Source organism: Xanthomonas sp. JAI131 (assembly GCF_013410075.1).
GTDB lineage: Bacteria > Pseudomonadota > Gammaproteobacteria > Xanthomonadales > Xanthomonadaceae > Xanthomonas_A > Xanthomonas_A bonasiae.
Genome location: NZ_JACCCN010000006.1, coordinates 58,702 through 75,765, shown reverse-complemented (window position 1 = coordinate 75,765; position 17,064 = coordinate 58,702). Strand labels below are relative to the sequence as shown.

At 70.6% G+C, this 17,064-nt stretch carries 15 protein-coding genes and 1 pseudogene; 10 read left to right on the top strand and 6 right to left on the bottom strand.

Annotated features, from left to right (window positions below):
- Positions 1-5 precede the first annotated feature (5 nt).
- The gene (gene pobA / locus HDC36_RS21725) at positions 6-1,199 is read left to right on the top strand and encodes a 4-hydroxybenzoate 3-monooxygenase (RefSeq protein WP_179570950.1); all 1,194 of its coding nucleotides are present in this window, start codon (positions 6-8) and stop codon (positions 1,197-1,199) included.
- Positions 1,200-1,918: 719 nt separating this feature from the next.
- Here the strand turns inward: pobA and HDC36_RS21720 are convergent.
- The 3 genes from HDC36_RS21720 to HDC36_RS21710 form a co-directional block, all read right to left on the bottom strand.
- A complete protein-coding gene (locus tag HDC36_RS21720) occupies positions 1,919-2,902 on the bottom strand; it encodes a PDR/VanB family oxidoreductase (protein ID WP_179570949.1) in 984 nt (327 codons plus the stop codon).
- 82 nt (positions 2,903-2,984) lie between these two features.
- Positions 2,985-3,767: a GntR family transcriptional regulator gene (locus HDC36_RS21715; RefSeq protein ID WP_179570948.1), complete on the bottom strand. Its 783-nt coding sequence runs from the start codon at positions 3,765-3,767 to the stop codon at positions 2,985-2,987.
- A 25-nt stretch (positions 3,768-3,792) separates the two neighbouring features.
- Positions 3,793-4,869 (bottom strand): aromatic ring-hydroxylating dioxygenase subunit alpha, encoded by a 1,077-nt coding sequence (locus HDC36_RS21710; protein WP_179570947.1) that lies wholly within the window; start codon positions 4,867-4,869, stop codon positions 3,793-3,795.
- A gap of 409 nt (positions 4,870-5,278) precedes the next feature.
- On the opposite strand from HDC36_RS21710, the gene HDC36_RS21705 reads away from it, so the two are divergent.
- From HDC36_RS21705 to pcaC, 8 genes are all read left to right on the top strand, one after another.
- Entirely contained in the window at positions 5,279-5,950 is a 672-nt protein-coding gene (locus HDC36_RS21705) for a 3-oxoacid CoA-transferase subunit A (RefSeq protein WP_179570946.1), read from the top strand.
- On the top strand, positions 5,947-6,594 hold the full coding sequence (locus HDC36_RS21700) for a 3-oxoacid CoA-transferase subunit B (RefSeq protein ID WP_179570945.1): 648 nt from the start codon (positions 5,947-5,949) through the stop codon (positions 6,592-6,594). Before HDC36_RS21705 ends, HDC36_RS21700 begins: the two co-directional genes overlap by 4 nt.
- Positions 6,591-7,799, top strand: coding sequence for a 3-oxoadipyl-CoA thiolase (gene pcaF, locus HDC36_RS21695; RefSeq protein ID WP_179570944.1), 1,209 nt, complete (start codon positions 6,591-6,593; stop codon positions 7,797-7,799). Before HDC36_RS21700 ends, pcaF begins: the two co-directional genes overlap by 4 nt.
- A gap of 99 nt (positions 7,800-7,898) precedes the next feature.
- A complete protein-coding gene (gene pcaH, locus HDC36_RS21690; protein ID WP_179570943.1) occupies positions 7,899-8,615 on the top strand; it encodes a protocatechuate 3,4-dioxygenase subunit beta in 717 nt (238 codons plus the stop codon).
- A 4-nt stretch (positions 8,616-8,619) separates the two neighbouring features.
- The gene (gene pcaG / locus HDC36_RS21685; protein ID WP_179570942.1) at positions 8,620-9,183 is read left to right on the top strand and encodes a protocatechuate 3,4-dioxygenase subunit alpha; all 564 of its coding nucleotides are present in this window, start codon (positions 8,620-8,622) and stop codon (positions 9,181-9,183) included.
- Between the two features lie 187 nt (positions 9,184-9,370).
- Positions 9,371-10,714 carry a 3-carboxy-cis,cis-muconate cycloisomerase gene (locus HDC36_RS21680; protein ID WP_179570941.1) on the top strand — a complete coding sequence of 448 codons (1,344 nt, stop codon included), beginning with the start codon at positions 9,371-9,373 and terminating at the stop codon, positions 10,712-10,714.
- Between the two features lie 30 nt (positions 10,715-10,744).
- Positions 10,745-11,527 carry a 3-oxoadipate enol-lactonase gene (gene pcaD, locus HDC36_RS21675; RefSeq protein WP_179570940.1) on the top strand — a complete coding sequence of 261 codons (783 nt, stop codon included), beginning with the start codon at positions 10,745-10,747 and terminating at the stop codon, positions 11,525-11,527.
- A gap of 85 nt (positions 11,528-11,612) precedes the next feature.
- Positions 11,613-11,999: a 4-carboxymuconolactone decarboxylase gene (gene pcaC / locus HDC36_RS21670; RefSeq protein ID WP_179570939.1), complete on the top strand. Its 387-nt coding sequence runs from the start codon at positions 11,613-11,615 to the stop codon at positions 11,997-11,999.
- 153 nt (positions 12,000-12,152) lie between these two features.
- Here pcaC and HDC36_RS21665 read toward each other — a convergent pair whose 3' ends face one another.
- On the bottom strand, positions 12,153-12,623 hold the full coding sequence (locus HDC36_RS21665; protein ID WP_179570894.1) for a hypothetical protein: 471 nt from the start codon (positions 12,621-12,623) through the stop codon (positions 12,153-12,155).
- Between the two features lie 121 nt (positions 12,624-12,744).
- Here HDC36_RS21665 and HDC36_RS21660 point away from each other — a divergent pair.
- Positions 12,745-12,981 (top strand): annotated as a pseudogene (locus HDC36_RS21660) (alpha/beta hydrolase); the annotation flags it as partial.
- A 98-nt stretch (positions 12,982-13,079) separates the two neighbouring features.
- On the opposite strand, the gene HDC36_RS21655 reads toward HDC36_RS21660, so the two are convergent.
- Positions 13,080-13,940 carry an IclR family transcriptional regulator C-terminal domain-containing protein gene (locus HDC36_RS21655; protein ID WP_179570938.1) on the bottom strand — a complete coding sequence of 287 codons (861 nt, stop codon included), beginning with the start codon at positions 13,938-13,940 and terminating at the stop codon, positions 13,080-13,082.
- 120 nt (positions 13,941-14,060) lie between these two features.
- Positions 14,061-16,484 carry a membrane-bound PQQ-dependent dehydrogenase, glucose/quinate/shikimate family gene (locus HDC36_RS21650; protein ID WP_179570937.1) on the bottom strand — a complete coding sequence of 808 codons (2,424 nt, stop codon included), beginning with the start codon at positions 16,482-16,484 and terminating at the stop codon, positions 14,061-14,063.
- Positions 16,485-17,064 lie beyond the last annotated feature (580 nt).

Below are 17,064 nucleotides of genomic sequence, written 5' to 3'. Positions count from 1 at the left end.
AACGTATGAAGACGTCAGTCGCCATCATCGGTGCAGGCCCCGCCGGGCTGTTGCTGGGCCAGTTGCTGCTGCGCCAGGGCATCGACACCCTCGTCATCGAGCGGCGTTCGCCGCAGTACGTGCTCTCGCGCATCCGCGCCGGGGTGCTGGAGCAGGGCACGGTCGAGCTGCTGCGCGCGGCCGGTGCCGATGCCAGGCTGCAGCGCGAGGGGGTGGTCCACCATGGCTTCGAGCTGGTGCTGGACGGCCACCGCGAGCGCATCGACCTGGGCGGCTCCGGCGGCGCGGGCGCGGTCACCATCTACGGCCAGACCGAGGTCACCCGCGACCTGATGCAGGCGCGGGCCGAGGCCGGCGGGGTCAGCGTCTACGAGGCCGAGGACGTGACCTTGCATGGGGTGGACGGCGAGCATCCGTGGGTGGAGTACGTGCAGCACGGCGAGCGGGTACGGGTGGAGTGCGACTACATCGCAGGGTGCGACGGGTTCCATGGCGTCAGCCGCGCGTCGATCCCGGCCGGGGTGCTGCGCGAGTACGAGCGGGTGTATCCGTTCGGCTGGCTCGGGGTGCTGGCCGATACCGCGCCGGTCAACGAAGAGTTGATCTATGCGCGGCATGCGCGCGGGTTCGCGCTGTGTTCGATGCGCTCGCCTACGCGCACCCGCTATTACGTGCAGGTGCCGGCCGGCGAGCGTGTGGAGGACTGGTCGGATGCGCGCTTCTGGGACGAGTTGCGCGCGCGCCTGCCGGACGCGGTGGCGGCGCGCCTGCGCACCGGGCCGTCGATCGAGAAGAGCATCGCGCCGTTGCGCAGTTATGTGGTGGAGCCGATGCAGTATGGCCGGCTGTTCCTGGCCGGCGATGCGGCGCATATCGTGCCGCCGACCGGGGCCAAGGGTTTGAATCTGGCGGCGGGCGACGTGGGGCTGTTGGCGTCGTTGTTCGCGCAGGCGCGGGAGCAGGGCGACGCTGCGCCGTTGCTGCGCTATTCGGAATTGGCGTTGAAGCGGGTATGGAAGGCGGTGCGTTTTTCGTGGTGGATGACGACGATGTTGCACCACTTCCCGGACGAGGATGCGTTCGAACGGCGCTTGCATGAGGCGGAGTTGGACTATCTGCTGGGTAGTCCAGAGGGGCGGGCGACGATTGCGGAGAACTATGCGGGGTTGCCGCTGGAGACGGGGGCGGCGTTGGGTTAGTTGGGTCGGCGCGGCGCCCGATGGGGTTTGTCTATCTGTTCCTGCGCTCCCTGTAGGAGCGGCTTCAGCCGCGACGAACGAAGCCTCACCGCGGCCGATCTCGTTCACTGCGGGCGCCGGATCATTTCTGATCCGGATGTTGTTTGGGATTCTGGAGTCATGGCTGGAGCGATCGCCAGAGCTAGAGCTAGAGCAAAGATTGAGAGCAAAGGCTTTCGCCTTGCGTCGAGTCACTTTTCTTTGCTTGTGCAAAGAAAAGTAACCAAAAGAAGCGCTTCACCACAGCCGAAGGCTGGTCAAGCACACCCCGCAGCGCGCCTTCCGCGCTGCGCGCTCCAGGTCCGCAGCCCCGACGGGCATTTTTCGATGGCACATCCATGTGCCAACGAAAAACGTCGCGCATCCTGCGCGCCGCCCTTCGGGTATTCGCCCGCCGGGGCTGCCGCGCTGAGGGGGCCCGGAAGATCAAAAGCACAGCAACAACAGCAACAGCAGGAGCAAGAGCAAGAGCAACAGCCGGGTAAGGACAAGCGCGACGGTGGAAGTAACGGCGCTAGCGCTCTCTTAGCCCCTCTCCCATCGGGAGAGGGGTTGGGGTGAGGGTACGGGCGAAGCCTCGTGCTGCCTCCATCGCACAAAGCTGTGCGCGTGCCCTCACTCCATTCCTGCGGGGTGCCCTGTGAGGTGCTGCAGCTTGTTCGCTTGCGATCGGCGCGCGCTCAGAGCGCGTCGGCGCGGTAGCCGGTGTCGATGCTGATGCTGCCGCCCAGGGCGCGCGAGACGCAGGCGCAGAGTTTGCGGTTCTCGCGGCGCTGTTCGTCGCTGAAGAAGACGTCGCGATGGTCCAGGCCGGCGTCGGCGTCGAGCACGTCCACCTGGCACAGGCCGCATTCGCCGCGGCGGCATTCGGCCATCATTTCCACGCCGGCCGCCTGCAGGGCGTCGAGCATCGATTCGTTCTCCGCCACCGGGACCTCCAGGCCCAGGGCCGGCAGCCGCACCACGAACGGGCGCGCTGGCGCGTTGCCGCTGTTGCCGAAGGTCTCGAAGTGCAGCCGCGCGCGCGAGCGGCCGGCGGCGTGCCAGTGGCGGCGCACCGCGTCGAGCATGCCCAGCGGGCCGCACACGTAGATCTCGGCGGTGGGGGAGAGCCTGGCGATCTCGGCCTCCAGGTCGGGCGCGCCCCGCTCGTCGTCGCAATGCACGTGCAGGCGCTCGCCGAGCGTGTCCTGCAGCTGCGCCACGTAGGCCATCGCGCTGCGCGAGCGGCCCACGTAGAGCAGGCGGAACGCGGGATGCCGCTGCGCCAGCCGTTGCGCCATGCCCAGGATCGGGGTGATGCCGATGCCGCCGGCCACCAGCAGGATCTCCGCGGCGCGCTCGTCGAGCGCGAAGTTGTTGCTGGGCGCGGAGGTCTCGATGCTGTCGCCGGGCGCCAGCGTCCACATGTGCCGCGAGCCGCCGCGGCTGTCCGGCATCGCGCGGACGGCGATCAGATAGCGGCCGTCGGCGCGGGGCTCGCCGACCAGCGAGTAGGAACGAATGTCCTCGCGCCCGTGCAGGCGCAGGCGAAAGTCGAGGTGGCTGCCGACCGCGAACGGACGCGCATGCGCGCCGGGATCGAGCAGGAGTTCGCGCACGCCGTCGCAGGCATCGGCGACGGCGACCACGCGGGCCGGGTACCACTGGGTTTCCTTGCGCATGGCGGGGTCCAGGTGGGGAGGAAGAAGAGCGCCGGGCTGGCGCTGCGGGTGCCGACGGCGGCCGGCGCCGGCGTGGTTCGATTCAGGCGCTGCCACCACGGCTGCGCGCCCGCGCGTCTGGCGGGTTCGGCTGGATCAGCCCGCCGCCGTGCACCCGTCCGATCGCCTGGTCGCGCAGGGCATAGCCGAAATTGCGCTGGGCCAGGCGGGCGTGCTCGCGCATCAGCGCTTCGGCGCGCGCGCCCTGGCGCTGCGCGATCGCTTCGACCACCTGCCGGTGCTGGTCCTGCGCCAGGGTCAGGATCAGGCGCGCTTCCGGCACCGCCACCTGGGCCATCACGAAGCCGTTGGGCGAGGCGAACGGCAGCTGCACGGTGCGCGCGAACTCGCGCGCCAGCAGGTCGCTGCCCGCCATCGCGATCAGCAAGGCATGCAGCTGTTCGTTGTACTGCACGTAGTTGGCGAAGTCGTCCTCGCCCAGCTCCGAGGCGAGGACCGCATCGAGTCGCTCCAGCAGCGCGTGCGCCTGCTGCAGCTCGGCGACGCTGGCGCCGCGTTCGGCGGCCAGGCGCGCGGCCAGCCCTTCCAGGGTGCCGCGCAGTTCGATCGCATCGTGCACGTCGCGTTCGCTGAACGCCTTGACCGCGTAGCCGCCGCCGGGCAGGGCGGTGGCCAGGCCTTCTTCGCACAGGCGTTGCAGCGCCGCGCGCACCGGCGTGCGCGAGACGCCCAGGCGTTCGACCACCGCCAGTTCGGACAGGCGTTCGCCCGGCGCCAGGGCGCCGCCGAGGATCAGGTCGCGCAGTTCCAGCAGCGCGCGGGTGGTCTGGGCGGCGCTGGAGCGGAAGGGAGGCGTGGCGTGCATGGCGTTCCGGTGGTGGGTGGGACGGTCAGCCGACCATGCGCAGATCCAGGTCGCGGCTGCGCTGCTCGCGCGCGACCATGCGCTCGATCAGCCGCCGCGCCCACATCCCGCCGGCATCGACGTTGAGGTTGTAGAACGCGTGGTCCGGATGCGCGTCGATCGCGCGCTGCTGCGCTTCCAGGATCGCCTCGTCCTCGCCGAACACGCCGGTCACGCCCTCGCGCAGCAACGTGGTCATCGACTGCTCGTGCAGCGAGTGGTTGCGCATGAACGCCCAGAAGTAGTGGCAGCTGCCGTCTGTCTCGGGGGTGATGGTGTTGAGCACGTAGCCGTTCACGCCCTGGCTGCGGTCGCCTTCCGGCGCGCCGCTGCCGGCGACCGCCACGCCGACGTCGATGGCGATGGTGGACGGCGCCTCAAAGCGGATGATCTGCCAGCGGTCGACCTTGCCGCGGTAGCCCAGCGCGTGCTCGATCTGCCGCGCCCAGAACGGCGGCGGGTCGATGTCGCGCATCCAGCGCGAGACGGTGACGCTGCGCTCGCCGTGCACCACTTCGAACGGCGCCTCGGCCACCGCGTCCTGGCCGATGCTGGAGCCGTGCACGAAGGTCTCGTGGGTCAGGTCCATCAGGTTGTCCAGCACCAGCCGGTAATCGCACTTGACCTGGATGGTGCGGCCATCGCCGGCCCAGGCCGGGTCGCTGTTCCAGTGCAGGTCGGGGATCAGCGCCGGGTCGGCCAGCGCCGCGTCGCCGGGCCAGATCCACACGTAACGGTGCTTCTCGGCGACCGGAAAGCTGCGCACGCAGGCCGCGGGGTTGATCGTCTCCTGCGAGGGCATGTGCACGCAGCGGCCCAACGCATCGTAGACCAGGCCGTGGTAGCCGCAGACCACGTCGTCGCCGCGCAGCTTGCCCATCGACAGCGGCACCAGCCGGTGCCAGCAGGCATCCTCCAGCGCCACCAGCGCGCCGGCGCCGGTGCGGTAGAGCACGATGTCGAGGTTGCAGGCCTTGCGCGACAGCAGGGCGTGGCGGACCTCGTGGTCCCAGGCGATGGCGTACCAGGCGTTGAGCGGGTAGCGGGGAGTCGGGTCGGACATGGCGGGTCCTGTATACATTTGGCGGCGTGCCGATCTGGGCACGGCGGGTAAATTGCGCTCTTGCTCGTTTTTTTCGGGTTAAAAAAAGCGGATGCCGACGTTTTGTATACATCGAACCGTGTTCGCGCACGCCGCGGTGCAACATCGATAATGTTCGATTATCGATTTACATGGCCGGTAATCGAATTGACCGCGTGAAGCGCCGGGCCTAACGTGTGGCTCTGTCCGGCGACGCGACGAGGGCTGCGTGCAGCCTCCATCGATGCGCCGGAGCTTCGATCAACCAGGCACCACGGCGGACGCCGCCGTTGCGCACCTCGCGGGAGACAGCACCGATGTCGGCAATCCTCTATCGCCCCGTGACCGGCCCGCAGCCGGTCGCCGGGCACGGCTCCGCAGGAGCGGCGGCATGATCGACAAGACCGTCGCCTCGTTCGAAGCGGCCGTGGCCGACATCCACGACGGCGCCACGGTGATGATCGGCGGCTTCGGCAGCGCCGGCATGCCCGACGAACTGATCGATGCATTGATCGCGCAAGGCGCGCGCGCGCTGACCATCGTCAACAACAACGCCGGCAACGGCGACACCGGGCTGGCCGCGCTGATCCGGCACAAGCGCGTCCGCAAGATCGTTTGCTCGTTCCCGCGGCAGAGCGACTCGCAGCATTTCGATGCGGCCTACCGCGCCGGCGAGATCGAGCTGGAACTGGTGCCGCAGGGCAACCTGGCCGCGCGCATCCATGCCGCCGGCAACGGCCTGGGCGCGATCTTCACCCCGACCGGTTACGGCACCGAACTGGCCACGGGCAAGGAGACGCGCGAGATCGATGGCCGGCACTACGTGCTCGAATATCCGATCCGTGCCGACTTCGCGCTGATCAAGGCGTATCGGGGCGACCGCTGGGGCAATCTGGTATACCGCAAGACCGCGCGCAATTTCGGTCCGTTGATGGCGATGGCCGCCGACTGCACCATCGTGCAGGTCGGCGAAGTGGTGGCGCTCGGCGCGCTGGATCCGGAAGCGGTGGTCACCCCGGGCATCTTCGTGCAACGCGTGGTCGCCGCCGGAGACGCCGCATGAACCGTTTGAGCCGCGACCAGATCGCCGCGCGCGTGGCGCGCGATATCGGCGAAGGCGCCTACGTCAATCTCGGCATCGGCCTGCCGACCCAGGTGGCCAACTTCCTGCCTGCCGACAAGGAGATCTTCCTGCATTCGGAGAACGGCGTGCTCGGCATGGGCCCGGCGCCGGCGCCCGGCGAGGAGGATCCGGACCTGATCAACGCCGGCAAGCAGCCGGTGACGCTGCTGACCGGCGGCTGCTATTTCCATCATGCCGATTCGTTCGCGATGATGCGCAGCGGACGCCTGGACGTATGCGTGCTCGGCGCATTCCAGGTCTCGGTGCATGGCGACCTGGCCAACTGGAGCACCGGCGCGCCGGACGCGATCCCCGCGGTGGGCGGCGCGATGGACCTGGCGATCGGCGCCAAGGACGTGTTCGTGATGATGGACCTGCTGACCAAGAACGGCGACAGCAAGCTGGTCGCCGAATGCACCTATCCGCTGACCGGCCTGCGCTGCGTCTCGCGCGTCTACACCGACCTGGGCGTGTTCGCGGTCGGCAAGCACGGCGCCGCTGTCATCGAGCTCGTCGACGGCGTGTCGCTGGACGAACTGCAACGCCTGACCGGCCTGTCGCTGACGATGGAGAAGGCGCAATGAGCGACGTGTTCATCATCGATGGCATCCGCACCCCGATCGGCCGCTACGGCGGCGCGCTGGCCGGCGTGCGCGCCGACGACCTCGGCGCGGTGCCGATCAAGGCGCTGCTGGCGCGGCATCCGCAGCTGGACCCGGCGCTGGTCGAGGACGTCTATCTGGGCTGCGCCAACCAGGCCGGCGAGGACAATCGCAACGTCGCGCGGATGAGCCTGTTGCTGGCCGGGCTGCCGTCCAGCGTGCCCGGCAGCACCGTCAACCGCCTGTGCGGCTCGGGGCTGGACGCGGTCGGCACGGTCGCGCGCGGCATCCGTGCCGGCGAGTTGGGGCTGGCGATCGCCGGCGGCGTGGAGTCGATGTCGCGCGCGCCCTACGTGATGGGCAAGGCCGCCACGCCGTTCGCGCGCGAGCAGCGCATCGAGGACACCACGATGGGCTGGCGTTTCGTCAATCCGCAAATGCAGCGGCTGTACGGCGTGGAGCTGATGGGCGAAACCGCGGAGAACGTCGCCGCGCGCTACGCCATCTCGCGCGAGGATCAGGACGCGTTCGCGCTGCGCAGCCAGCAACGCACCGCCGCCGCGCAGGCGGCCGGTTTCTTCGACGGCGAACTCGTGCCGGTGACGGTACCGGGCGGCAAGCGCGGCGAGACCGTCGAGGTCGCGCGCGACGAGCACCCGCGCGCGGACACCAGCGCCGAGGCGTTGGCGCGGCTGAAGCCGATCTTCCGCCAGCCGGGCACGGTCACCGCCGGCAACGCCTCGGGCATCAACGATGGCGCGGCGGCGCTGCTGCTGGCCTCGGCCGCGCAGGTGCAGGCGCTGGGCCTGACCCCGCGGGCGCGCGTGCTCGGCTTTGCTTCGGCTGGCGTGGAGCCGGCCTACATGGGCATCGGCCCGGTGCCGGCCACGCGCAAGTTGCTGGCGCGGCTCGGCGCTACGATCGAGGACTTCGATGCGATCGAATTGAACGAAGCCTTCGCCGCGCAGGGGCTGGCGTGCCTGCGCGAACTGGGCGTCGCCGACGATGCCGCGCACGTCAATGCCAACGGCGGCGCGATCGCGCTCGGCCATCCGCTGGGCATGAGCGGCGCGCGCCTGGCGCTGACCCTGCTGCGCCAGCTCGAGGCCAGCGGCGGCCGCCGCGGCCTGGCGACGATGTGCATCGGCGTCGGCCAGGGCGTGGCGCTGGCGATCGAGCGGGTCTGAGCGACTATCTTGTAGCCGCGGCGTTGCAGGCATGAAGCGGCTCCTGCGCGAGCAACGAACACGCAACAGGCTCCATGCGGAGCCACCGGAAGGAGCAAGATGAGCGATTCCACCAACGACGCGCTGCTCGGCTATCGCAAGCCGTATCCGGGCACGCAGCCGGCGTACATCCATCCTGCCTACGCCTCGACCGTGCGCCGCGGCCCCAGCCGCGACCCGATCGCGATCCCGGCGACGCTGTCGGAAATCACCGGACCCACGCTGGACCGGATCACCCTGGGCGCGCACGCCGCCGATCTCACCGCCGGCTTTCCCGGCGAGCCGCTGGGCGAGCGCATCGTCGTCTCCGGCCGCGTGCTCGACGAGAACGGCCAGCCGGTGCGCGACAGCGTGGTCGAGGTCTGGCAGTGCAATGCCGCCGGGCGCTACCTGCACGCCGGCGACCAGCACGATGCGCCGCTGGACCCCAACTTCACCGGCACCGGCCAGGTGCTGACCGACGAACACGGCCGCTACCGCTTCAAGACCATCAAGCCCGGCGCCTATCCGTGGCGCAACCACTACAACGCCTGGCGTCCGGCGCACATCCACTTTTCGCTGCACGGCGAGGGCATCGGCCAGCGCCTGGTCACGCAGATGTACTTCCCCGGCGACCCGCTGCTGGCCTACGACCCGATCTTCAATTGCGTGGACGACGACAAGGCCAAGGCGCGGATGGTGTCGGCGTTCGACTGGGAGAACGCGATCAGCGAATACGCGCTGGCCTACCGGTTCGACATCGTGTTGCGCGGCCGCAAGCAGACCGTCTGGGAGTGACACCATGAGTTTTCAGGCAACCCCTTCGCAAACCGTCGGCCCGTACTACCGCCTGGGCCTGGAGCCGCTGTACCGCACCGAGATCGCGCCGGCCGCGGCGCGCGGCGAGCGCGTGCAGGTGAGCGGCACGGTGTTCGATGGCGCCGGCGTGCCGGTCGCCGATGCGGTGCTGGAGATCTGGCAGGCCGACGCCGCCGGCATCTACGCGCATCGCGACGACCCGCGCCACGACGATCACGATCCGGCGTTCCACGGCTGGGGCCGCGTGCCGACCGACGCGCATGGCCGTTTCTCCTTCAGCACGATCAAGCCGGGTACGGTGGCCGGGCCCAAGGGTGCGCCGCAGGCGCCGCACCTGGTGGTGCTGGTGTTCATGCGCGGCTTGCTGCGCGCCGCGTCCACGCGGCTGTACTTCGCCGATGCCGCCGGCAACGGCGAGGACCCGATCCTGGCGCTGGTGCCGCCGCAACGGCGCGACACGCTGCTGGCCCAGCGCACCGCGCCGGGGCACTACGCCTGGGACGTGCGCATGCAGGGCGAGCAGGAGACCGTGTTTTTCAGCTACTGAGCGCCCGCTTTGTGTAGGAGCGGCTTCAGCCGCGACCGGGGCTTTCCTGGTAACGCCCGGTCGCGGCTGAAGCCGCTCCTGCAGACAGGCGACAGCGGCGGCGGGTGCAGTCCGCGCATCCCGTCATCGCGTTGGCGCTACCCTTGGCCGGCCCGATGCGCCGGCACGACCCGCAGAGACGTCATCCATGAGTTCCAGCCTTTCCCTGCTCAGCCCCTTGTTCGGCGACCCCGACATCGATGCGCTGTTCGACGATACCGCGCGGTTGCAGGGCATGCTCGATTTCGAGGCCGCGCTGGCGCTGGCCGAGGCGCGCTGCGGGGTGATTCCGGATGCGGCGGTCGCGCCGATCCAGGCGGCCTGCCAGGCGCAGCGGTACGACCTGGCCGCGCTCGGCCAGGCCACCGCGCTGGCCGGCAACCCGGCTATCCCGCTGGTCAAGGCGCTGACCGCACAGGTCGAGGCGACCGACGCGTCCGCTGCGCGCTGGGTGCATTGGGGCGCCACCAGCCAGGACGCGATCGACACCGGCAGCGTGCTGCAGCTGCGCGCCGCGCTGGACGCGCTGCAGCCGAAGCTGGCGGCGCTGTGCGATGCCGTGCATGCGCTCGCCCAGCGCGAACGCGACACCGGTTTGCCTGGCCGCACACTGCTGCAGCAGGCGGTGCCGGTGACGTTCGGACTCAAGGCCGCCGGCTGGCTGGATGCGCTGCAGCGCGCGCAGCGCCGCTTGCAGGCGCTGCGCGAGGACGCGCTGGTGCTGCAGTTCGGCGGTGCCGCCGGCACCCTGGCCTCGTTGCAGACGCAAGGGCTGGCGGTGGCGCAAGCCCTGGCGCAGGCGCTGCGGCTGCCGCTGCCGGCGCTGCCCTGGCATGCCGCGCGCGACCGCATCGTCGAGATCGGCAGCGCGTTCGCGCTGCTGGCCGGAACCCTGGGCAAGATCGCCACCGACATCGTGCTGCTGATGCAGTCGGAAGTGGCCGAGGCCTTCGAGCCGGCTGCGTCCGGCAAGGGCGGCTCCTCGGCGATGCCGCACAAGCGCAACCCGGTGGGCTGCGTGGCCGCCATCGCCGCGGCCACGCGCGTGCCCGGCCTGGTGTCCACGCTGTACGCGGCGTTGCCGCAGCCGCACGAACGCGCCGCCGGGCAGTGGCATGCCGAGTGGGAAACGGTGCCGGAGATCGTGCGCCTGAGCGCCGGCAGCCTGGCGCAGATGCGCAGCGTCATCGAGGGCCTGGAACTGGACCGCGCGCGCATGCGCACGCACCTGGACAGCCATGGCGGCTTGCTCTACGCCGAGGCGGTGTCGGTCGCGCTCGCCGCCACCTTGGGCAAGGCCGCCGCGCACGCGTTGGTGGAGGAGTCCGCGCGCCACGCACTGCAGCACGGCCGTCACCTGCGCGAGGTGCTGGCGGCCGACACGCGGGTGACCGCGGTGTTGGATGAGGACCGGCTGCAGGCGCTGTTCGCCGCCGACAGCTGGCGCGGCATGGCCGATGTCTGGATCGACCGCGTGCTCGCCAACGGCTGAGCCTGTGCAACTGGATTCCGCGGAGCCGCCATGCCGTTTCTCGATCTGCCCAGCCATCGCCTGCACTACCGCCTCGACGGCAGCGCCGGCAAGCCGTGGCTGACCTTCTGCAATTCGCTCGGCACCGACCTGCACATGTGGGACGCGCAGATCGACGCACTGGCGCCGCACTACCGCCTGCTGCGCTACGACCGTCGCGGACATGGCGGCTCCGGCGTGCCGGCCGGCCCCTATCGCGTGGACGATCTCGGCGGCGACGTGCTGGCGCTGTGGGATGCGCTGCGGATCGAACGCAGCCATTTCTGCGGGCTGTCGATCGGCGGCCTGACCGGGCAGTGGCTGGGCCTGCACGCCGGCGCACGCCTGGAGCGCCTGGTGGTGAGCGCCACGGCGCAGAAGATCGGCAGCGAGGACAGTTGGCGGGCACGCATCGCGCAGGTGCAGGCCGAGGGCCTGACTGCACTGGCGGCGGCGACGCGCGAGCGCTGGTTCACCCCGGCCTTCGCCGCGCGGTGTCCGCAGCGGCTGGACGAGATCATCGCCACCTTCCTCGCCACCTCGCCCGAAGGCTATGCGGCATGCTGCCACGCCGTGGCCAGCGCCGACTTCCGTGGCCGACTCGGCGCGCTGGCGGTGCCGCTGCTGGCGATCGCCGGCGACGACGATCCGGTGTGCCCGCCGCAGGACCTGCGCGAGATCGCCGCTGCGGTGCAGGACGGCCGCGCTGCGCAGGTGCCCGGCCGCCACATCTGCAATGTGGAGTCCGCGCAGGCGTTCAACCAATGCCTGATCGAGTTTCTGCAGGCTTCCTAGCACGCAGTCCGCTCCGCAGCTTGCCGATAACCAGCCGTCCAGCGAACCCGACGCTGCATTCTCCCGCCATCACAACGGAAACCCCATGGACGAAAAACAACGCTACGACGCCGGACTGCAGGTCCGCAAAGTCGTACTCGGCGAAGACCACGTGGAACGCGCGCTGGCCGCGCGCACCGATTTCACCAGCGAGTTCCAGGAGTTCATCACCCGCACCGCCTGGGGCACGGTCTGGACCCGCGACGGCCTGCCGCGCCACACGCGTTCGCTGTTGACCCTGGCGATGATGGTCGCGCTCGGCCACGACGAGGAATTCAAGCTGCACGTGCGCGCCGCGCGCAACAACGGCGTGAGCGCGGACGAGATCAAGGAAGTGCTGCTGCAGGCGGCGATCTACTGCGGCGTGCCCGCGGCCAACCACGCCTTCGCGCTGGCCAAGCCGATCCTGGAAGAGCAGGCGGCCGAGGGCTGAAGCCGGCGGCGCTGGCGTTGCGCTGCTCGCATCGCGTGGCCGATCTTGTAGGAGCGACTTCAGTCGCGACAGGCCTTCCCGGTAACGCCTGTCGCGACTGAAGTCGCTCCTACAGGACGGCGCGGGCGCCAAAGACACCCACACCGAAACGCTTCAACGGCGCTGGATGCGGATCACCAACGTGGTGTCCTGCAGCAGCGATACCGCGCGGGTCGGCGTATCGGCGCTACGCAGGCACGCGGGGGACCCTGCCGAGACCCTGGATTCCAGTTCCGGGAAATCGGCCAGCACCTGTTCGCGCTCCATGATCCGGCCGCCGCGTTGTTCGCAGCTGTGCATCAACGCTGCCGCCAGCGACTCTGGCAGCCGATACCCCTGCGACACGGCGATGCCCTCTCCCAGCAGCCCCTCCTCGCGCGTCTTCCACGCCGGGCGCATGGCGTCGGGCATGTCGAAGCCGGCGATGTGTTCGATGCGCTCGCGCAACGCGCGGGAAGCCCTGCCGCCACTGACGAACATGGCCATGACGATCAGTGCCAGCGAGCCGAACACGATCCAGCGCGCCCGTGGCGTCTTCGGGTCCACGCGAAATCCGAAGAACGTGATGCCGCCTTCCTCGCTCATTCCTGCTCCTGCTGTCGCCCGCTTGGCGCCGTGCATGATGGGCCGGTTCCGCCGTGTTCCGCCAGCGTTGCGGCACTTCGTCGGCCGGCGCGACGGCACGGATGGCCGTGGCAAGATGCAGGCCGATGTGGCGCAGGCGCTGGCCGCCGATCCGGTGCGCACGGACTGGCGTGCGCAGGAGTAGTTCGCGTACTGGCCGAGCAGGTCGCGGAGGTGCCGGTGCTGGTGCTGCGCGGCGTCGACGATCCGCTCGCCACGCAGCCGGGTCACGCTGCCGCACGCCGACCATGTGGCGCACGTCGAGGACGCGCATGCGGCGTGGGTGGAGGCGGTGGTCGGCTACCTGCGCCGGCCGCGCCGAGCGCGACACGGGCGCGGTGGCCCGACGGATCGAACGGTGCGGCGATGGGTGCCATGTAGCGACCGCAGGCGGCGCGCGAGCCGCTTGCGGCGCGCTCAGCTGAGCAAGCCGCCCAGCCGCTGCGCGGCGTCCCTCAGCGGCGGCAGCAGCTGCGTCTGCATCGCCTGCAGGGTCACGCGGCCGGCCTGGGTACCGATGTTGAGCGCGGCGATGACCTCGCCGCGGCGGTTGCGCACCGGCACCGCGATCGAGCGCAGGCCGATCTCCAGTTCCTGGTCGATCAGCGAGACATCCTCGCGGCGCACGCGTGCCAGCGTCTCCAGGAACTCGCGCTGGCCGGTGACGGTGCGTTCGGTGCGCGGGCGCAGCGGATTGCGCTCCAGGTAGCTTTCCAGGGTGTCGTGCGGCAGCGCCGCCAGCAGCACCCGGCCCATCGAGGTGCAGTAGGCCGGCAGCCGGCTGCCGGCGCGCAGGCCGATCGACATGATGCGCACGGTCTCGGCGCGGGCGATGTACAGCAGGTCGTCGCCGTCGAGCACGCCCAGCGAGCAGGATTCGTGCACCGCGTCGCGCAGCGCGTCCAGCACCGGCTGCGCGGCGGCGGTCATCGACGAGGACGCCACGTAGGCGCCGCCGATGCCCAGCACGCGCGGCAGCAGCACGTAGCCGCGGCCCTGTTCGCCGACGTAGCCGAGCTTGCCCAGGGTGTAGAGCACGCGCCGGACCGCCGCGCGCGAGATTCCGGTCTCGGTGCTGATCTGCGACATGGTGACCTCGCGCGCATGCAGCGCGAACACGCTGAGCACGGCCAGGCCGCGCGCCAGCGAGGTCATGAAGTCCGGGTCGCCTTGCAGCCCGTCGATCTGCTGCATCAGCTCGTGGGTGAGCCCGCGCTCGGCGGGCGGCGAACCGGCGCCGGCCTTGCGCCGGCCTGCGGAAGCGGGGGAATCGGCCATCAGGTGAGCGTGCAATCCATCGGATACCCCGTCATGGTAAGCGCTGCACGGCCGCCTGCGTGGCGGCCGTGTTCCCGGTAGCCGCGGAACCGGCGCGCGCCGGCCGGTTCCGGGCGGGTCTCAGTGCTTGCCGGGCAAGGCGTAGGCGATCACGTAGTCGCCGCGGTCCGGCGACTGCCGCGCGCCGCCGGCGGTGACCACGATGTACTGGCGGCCGCTCCTGGGCGAAACGTAGGTCATCGGCGTGCCCTGGCTGCCGACCGGCAGTCGCGCCTTCCACAGTTCCCTGCCGGTGTGGCTGTCGAGGCCGCGCAGGTAGTAGTCCTGGGTGCCGGCGAAGAACAGCAGGCCGGACTGGGTGGCCAGCGCGCCGCCCAGGGTCGGCATGCCGATCGGGATCGGCAGGCGCATCTTGATGCCGAGCGGGCCGGTGTCCTGCACCGTGCCGACCGGCACCTGCCAGACCAGCTTGCGGGTGGCCAGGTCGATCGCCGACAGGGTGCCGTACGGCGGCTTCTGGCACGGGATGCCGAGCTTGGAGACGAAGCGGTCGCGCAGCGAGCCGTACGGGGTGCCGGTCTGCGAGGCCGCGCCCATCTCCACGCCGCCGGCCTTCTGGCTCTCCATCTGCCGGCGCGGGATCAGCTTCGTCCACAGGCCGATGCGCATGTCGTTGACGAACAGGTAGCCGGTGGTCGGGTCCAGCGCGGCGCTGCCCCAGTTCATGCCGCCCAGCGAGCCCGGCCACTGCAGCGCCAGGTCCTCGCCCGGCGGGGTGTACATGCCGTCGTAGCGCATCTGCCTGAACTGGATGCGGCACAGCATCTGATCGATCGGGGTGGCGCCCCACATGTCGGCTTCGGTCAGTTTTGCGGTGCCGATCTGCGGCATGCCGGTGGACAGCGGCTGGGTCGCCGCGTAGCGCTCGCCGTCGGCCTTGCCCTGCGGTGCGGCCACCTCCTGGACCTGCGCCAGCGGCTGGCCGGTAGCGCGATCGAGCATGAAGATCTGCCCGGCCTTGGTCACCTGCAGCAGCGCGGGCACGGTGCCGCCCTTGCCGTCGGGCACGTCGGCCAGGGTCGGCTGCGCCGGCAGGTCGTAGTCCCACAGGTCGTGGCGCACGGTCTGGTAGTGCCAGCGCACGCGCCCGGTCGCGACCTCCAACGCCACGATCGAGGAACTGTACTTGTCGTCCTGCGGCGTGCGCTCGCCGCCCCAGGCGTCCGGGGTGGTGTTGCCGGTGGGCAGGTAGATCAGGCCCAGCGCCGGATCGTAGGCCATCGAGGTCCACACGTTCGGGGTGGCGCGCGTGTAGTGGATGTTCGGGTCCAGCGGGGTGTCCGGGGTTTCCTTGGCCAGGTCCCACGCCCACACCAGCTTGCCGCTGCGCACGTCGAAGGCGCGGACCACGCCCGAGGGCTCGCCGACCTCGATGTTGTCGGCCACGCGGCCGCCGACCACGATCAGGTTGCCGGCGATCAGCGGTGCCGCGGTCAGGGTGTAGAAGCCGGGCTTGACCTCGCCCATGCCGGCCTTGAGGTCGACCACGCCGTCCTGGCCGAAGTCGGCGCAGGGCGTGCCGGTCTGCGCGTCGAGCGCGAACAGGCGCGCATCGACCGTGTTCATCAGGATGCGGCGGCGGCACAGCGCCGGTGTCGCCGCTGGCGTTGCGGCAGCGGGCGCCGGCATCAGGTTGTCGCCGGCGGCCGCGGTTGCGGTCGCTGCGCTGTCTGCGTCGTAGTAGCCCAGGCCGCGGCAGCGTTGCCAGTTCGGCGCGGTGGCCTTGGGGTCGAACGACCAGCGCTTCTGTCCGCTGTCGGCATCCAGCGCGAACACCTGGTTGTGCGGGGTGCAGACATACACGGTGTCGCCGATCTGCAGCGGCGTGGCCTGGTCCTCGGCGCCGAAGCCGTTGCTGGTCGGCACGTCGCCGGTGCGGGTCGTCCACGCCACCTGCAACTGGCCGATGTTGTCGCGGTTGATCTGGTCCAGTGCGGCGAAGCGGGTGCCGGCCACGGTGTTGCCCCAATGCATCCAGTCCTTCTGCTCGGTGCCTGGCGCCACCGGCGTGACCGGCGCATCGGCGCTGGCCTGCACGACCGGGCGCGGCACGAAGGCATAACCCGCGGTAGCGGCCAGGCCGACCGCCAGCAGCGCCGACAGCGCATAGGCGCCGCGCCCGGCCGGCTGCCGGCGGCTGCGGCGCAGGGTCGGCCACAGCAGGGCCACGAGCAGCGCCAGCACCGCCGGCGCGACCAGGCGCGAGACCAGCGGCCAGAACGCCAGTCCCACTTCCCACAGCGCCCACACCAGCGTGCCGACGAAGGCCGCGGCGTACAGCGCGGCGCCGGCGGGCCGGCGCGCGATCACCAGGATGCCGGCGGCCAGCGTGGCCAGCCCCATCAGCAGGAAGTACCAGCTGCCGCCCTCCGTCGCCAGGCGCAGGCCGCCGACCAGCAGCACGCCGCCGATCAGCACCAGCAACAGGCCGACCACCCAAAGCAGTCCGCGGCCCAGGACCGAGACATCCGATTGCGTATTCACGTTGCGTATTCCTCTGCAGACTCCGTGACCGCGCGCGGTTGCGCGACGGCGGTGTGCCCGGGCGTTCCGTCAGACGGCTAGGGAAACGGACGGGTCCTGACCACAGCGGAAGGCGTCTTCCGTGGCCTGCCGCTGCGCCGGGAAACGCGACGGCGACACCAGCGCGCCGCCGTCCTGGCGGGCGGCACCGACGACGGCGCATTCCGAGAGGTCTGGTCGATTATCGCACCGATGTGCGAATTTGGCATCGGTCGCGGCGAGGCGCCGATCGGCGTGCGGCAGATCGACCGACGGCTGGGGCGAGTGCGAGGGCGGCGAGGCGCAGATCGCGGTGGAACGCAGCGGCGTGGACGGCGGGTGGACCCATGCGGGCGGCAACGCATGCGCGGACCGCGGCGTCTGCGCGGTGGCCGGGCCGATGCAGGGATGGGTCGATCGCAGTGCGCGCGGGCGCGGCACGGTCGTTCACGCGCCACCGGGATCCGTATCGGCCGCCGCGTCCGGATCTGTGAAGAGCCGGGCCCTGCTGCGGCGTGCCGCGTCTGCGGCCACGTTCCGGCGAGCCCGTCGCGCGAGCTCG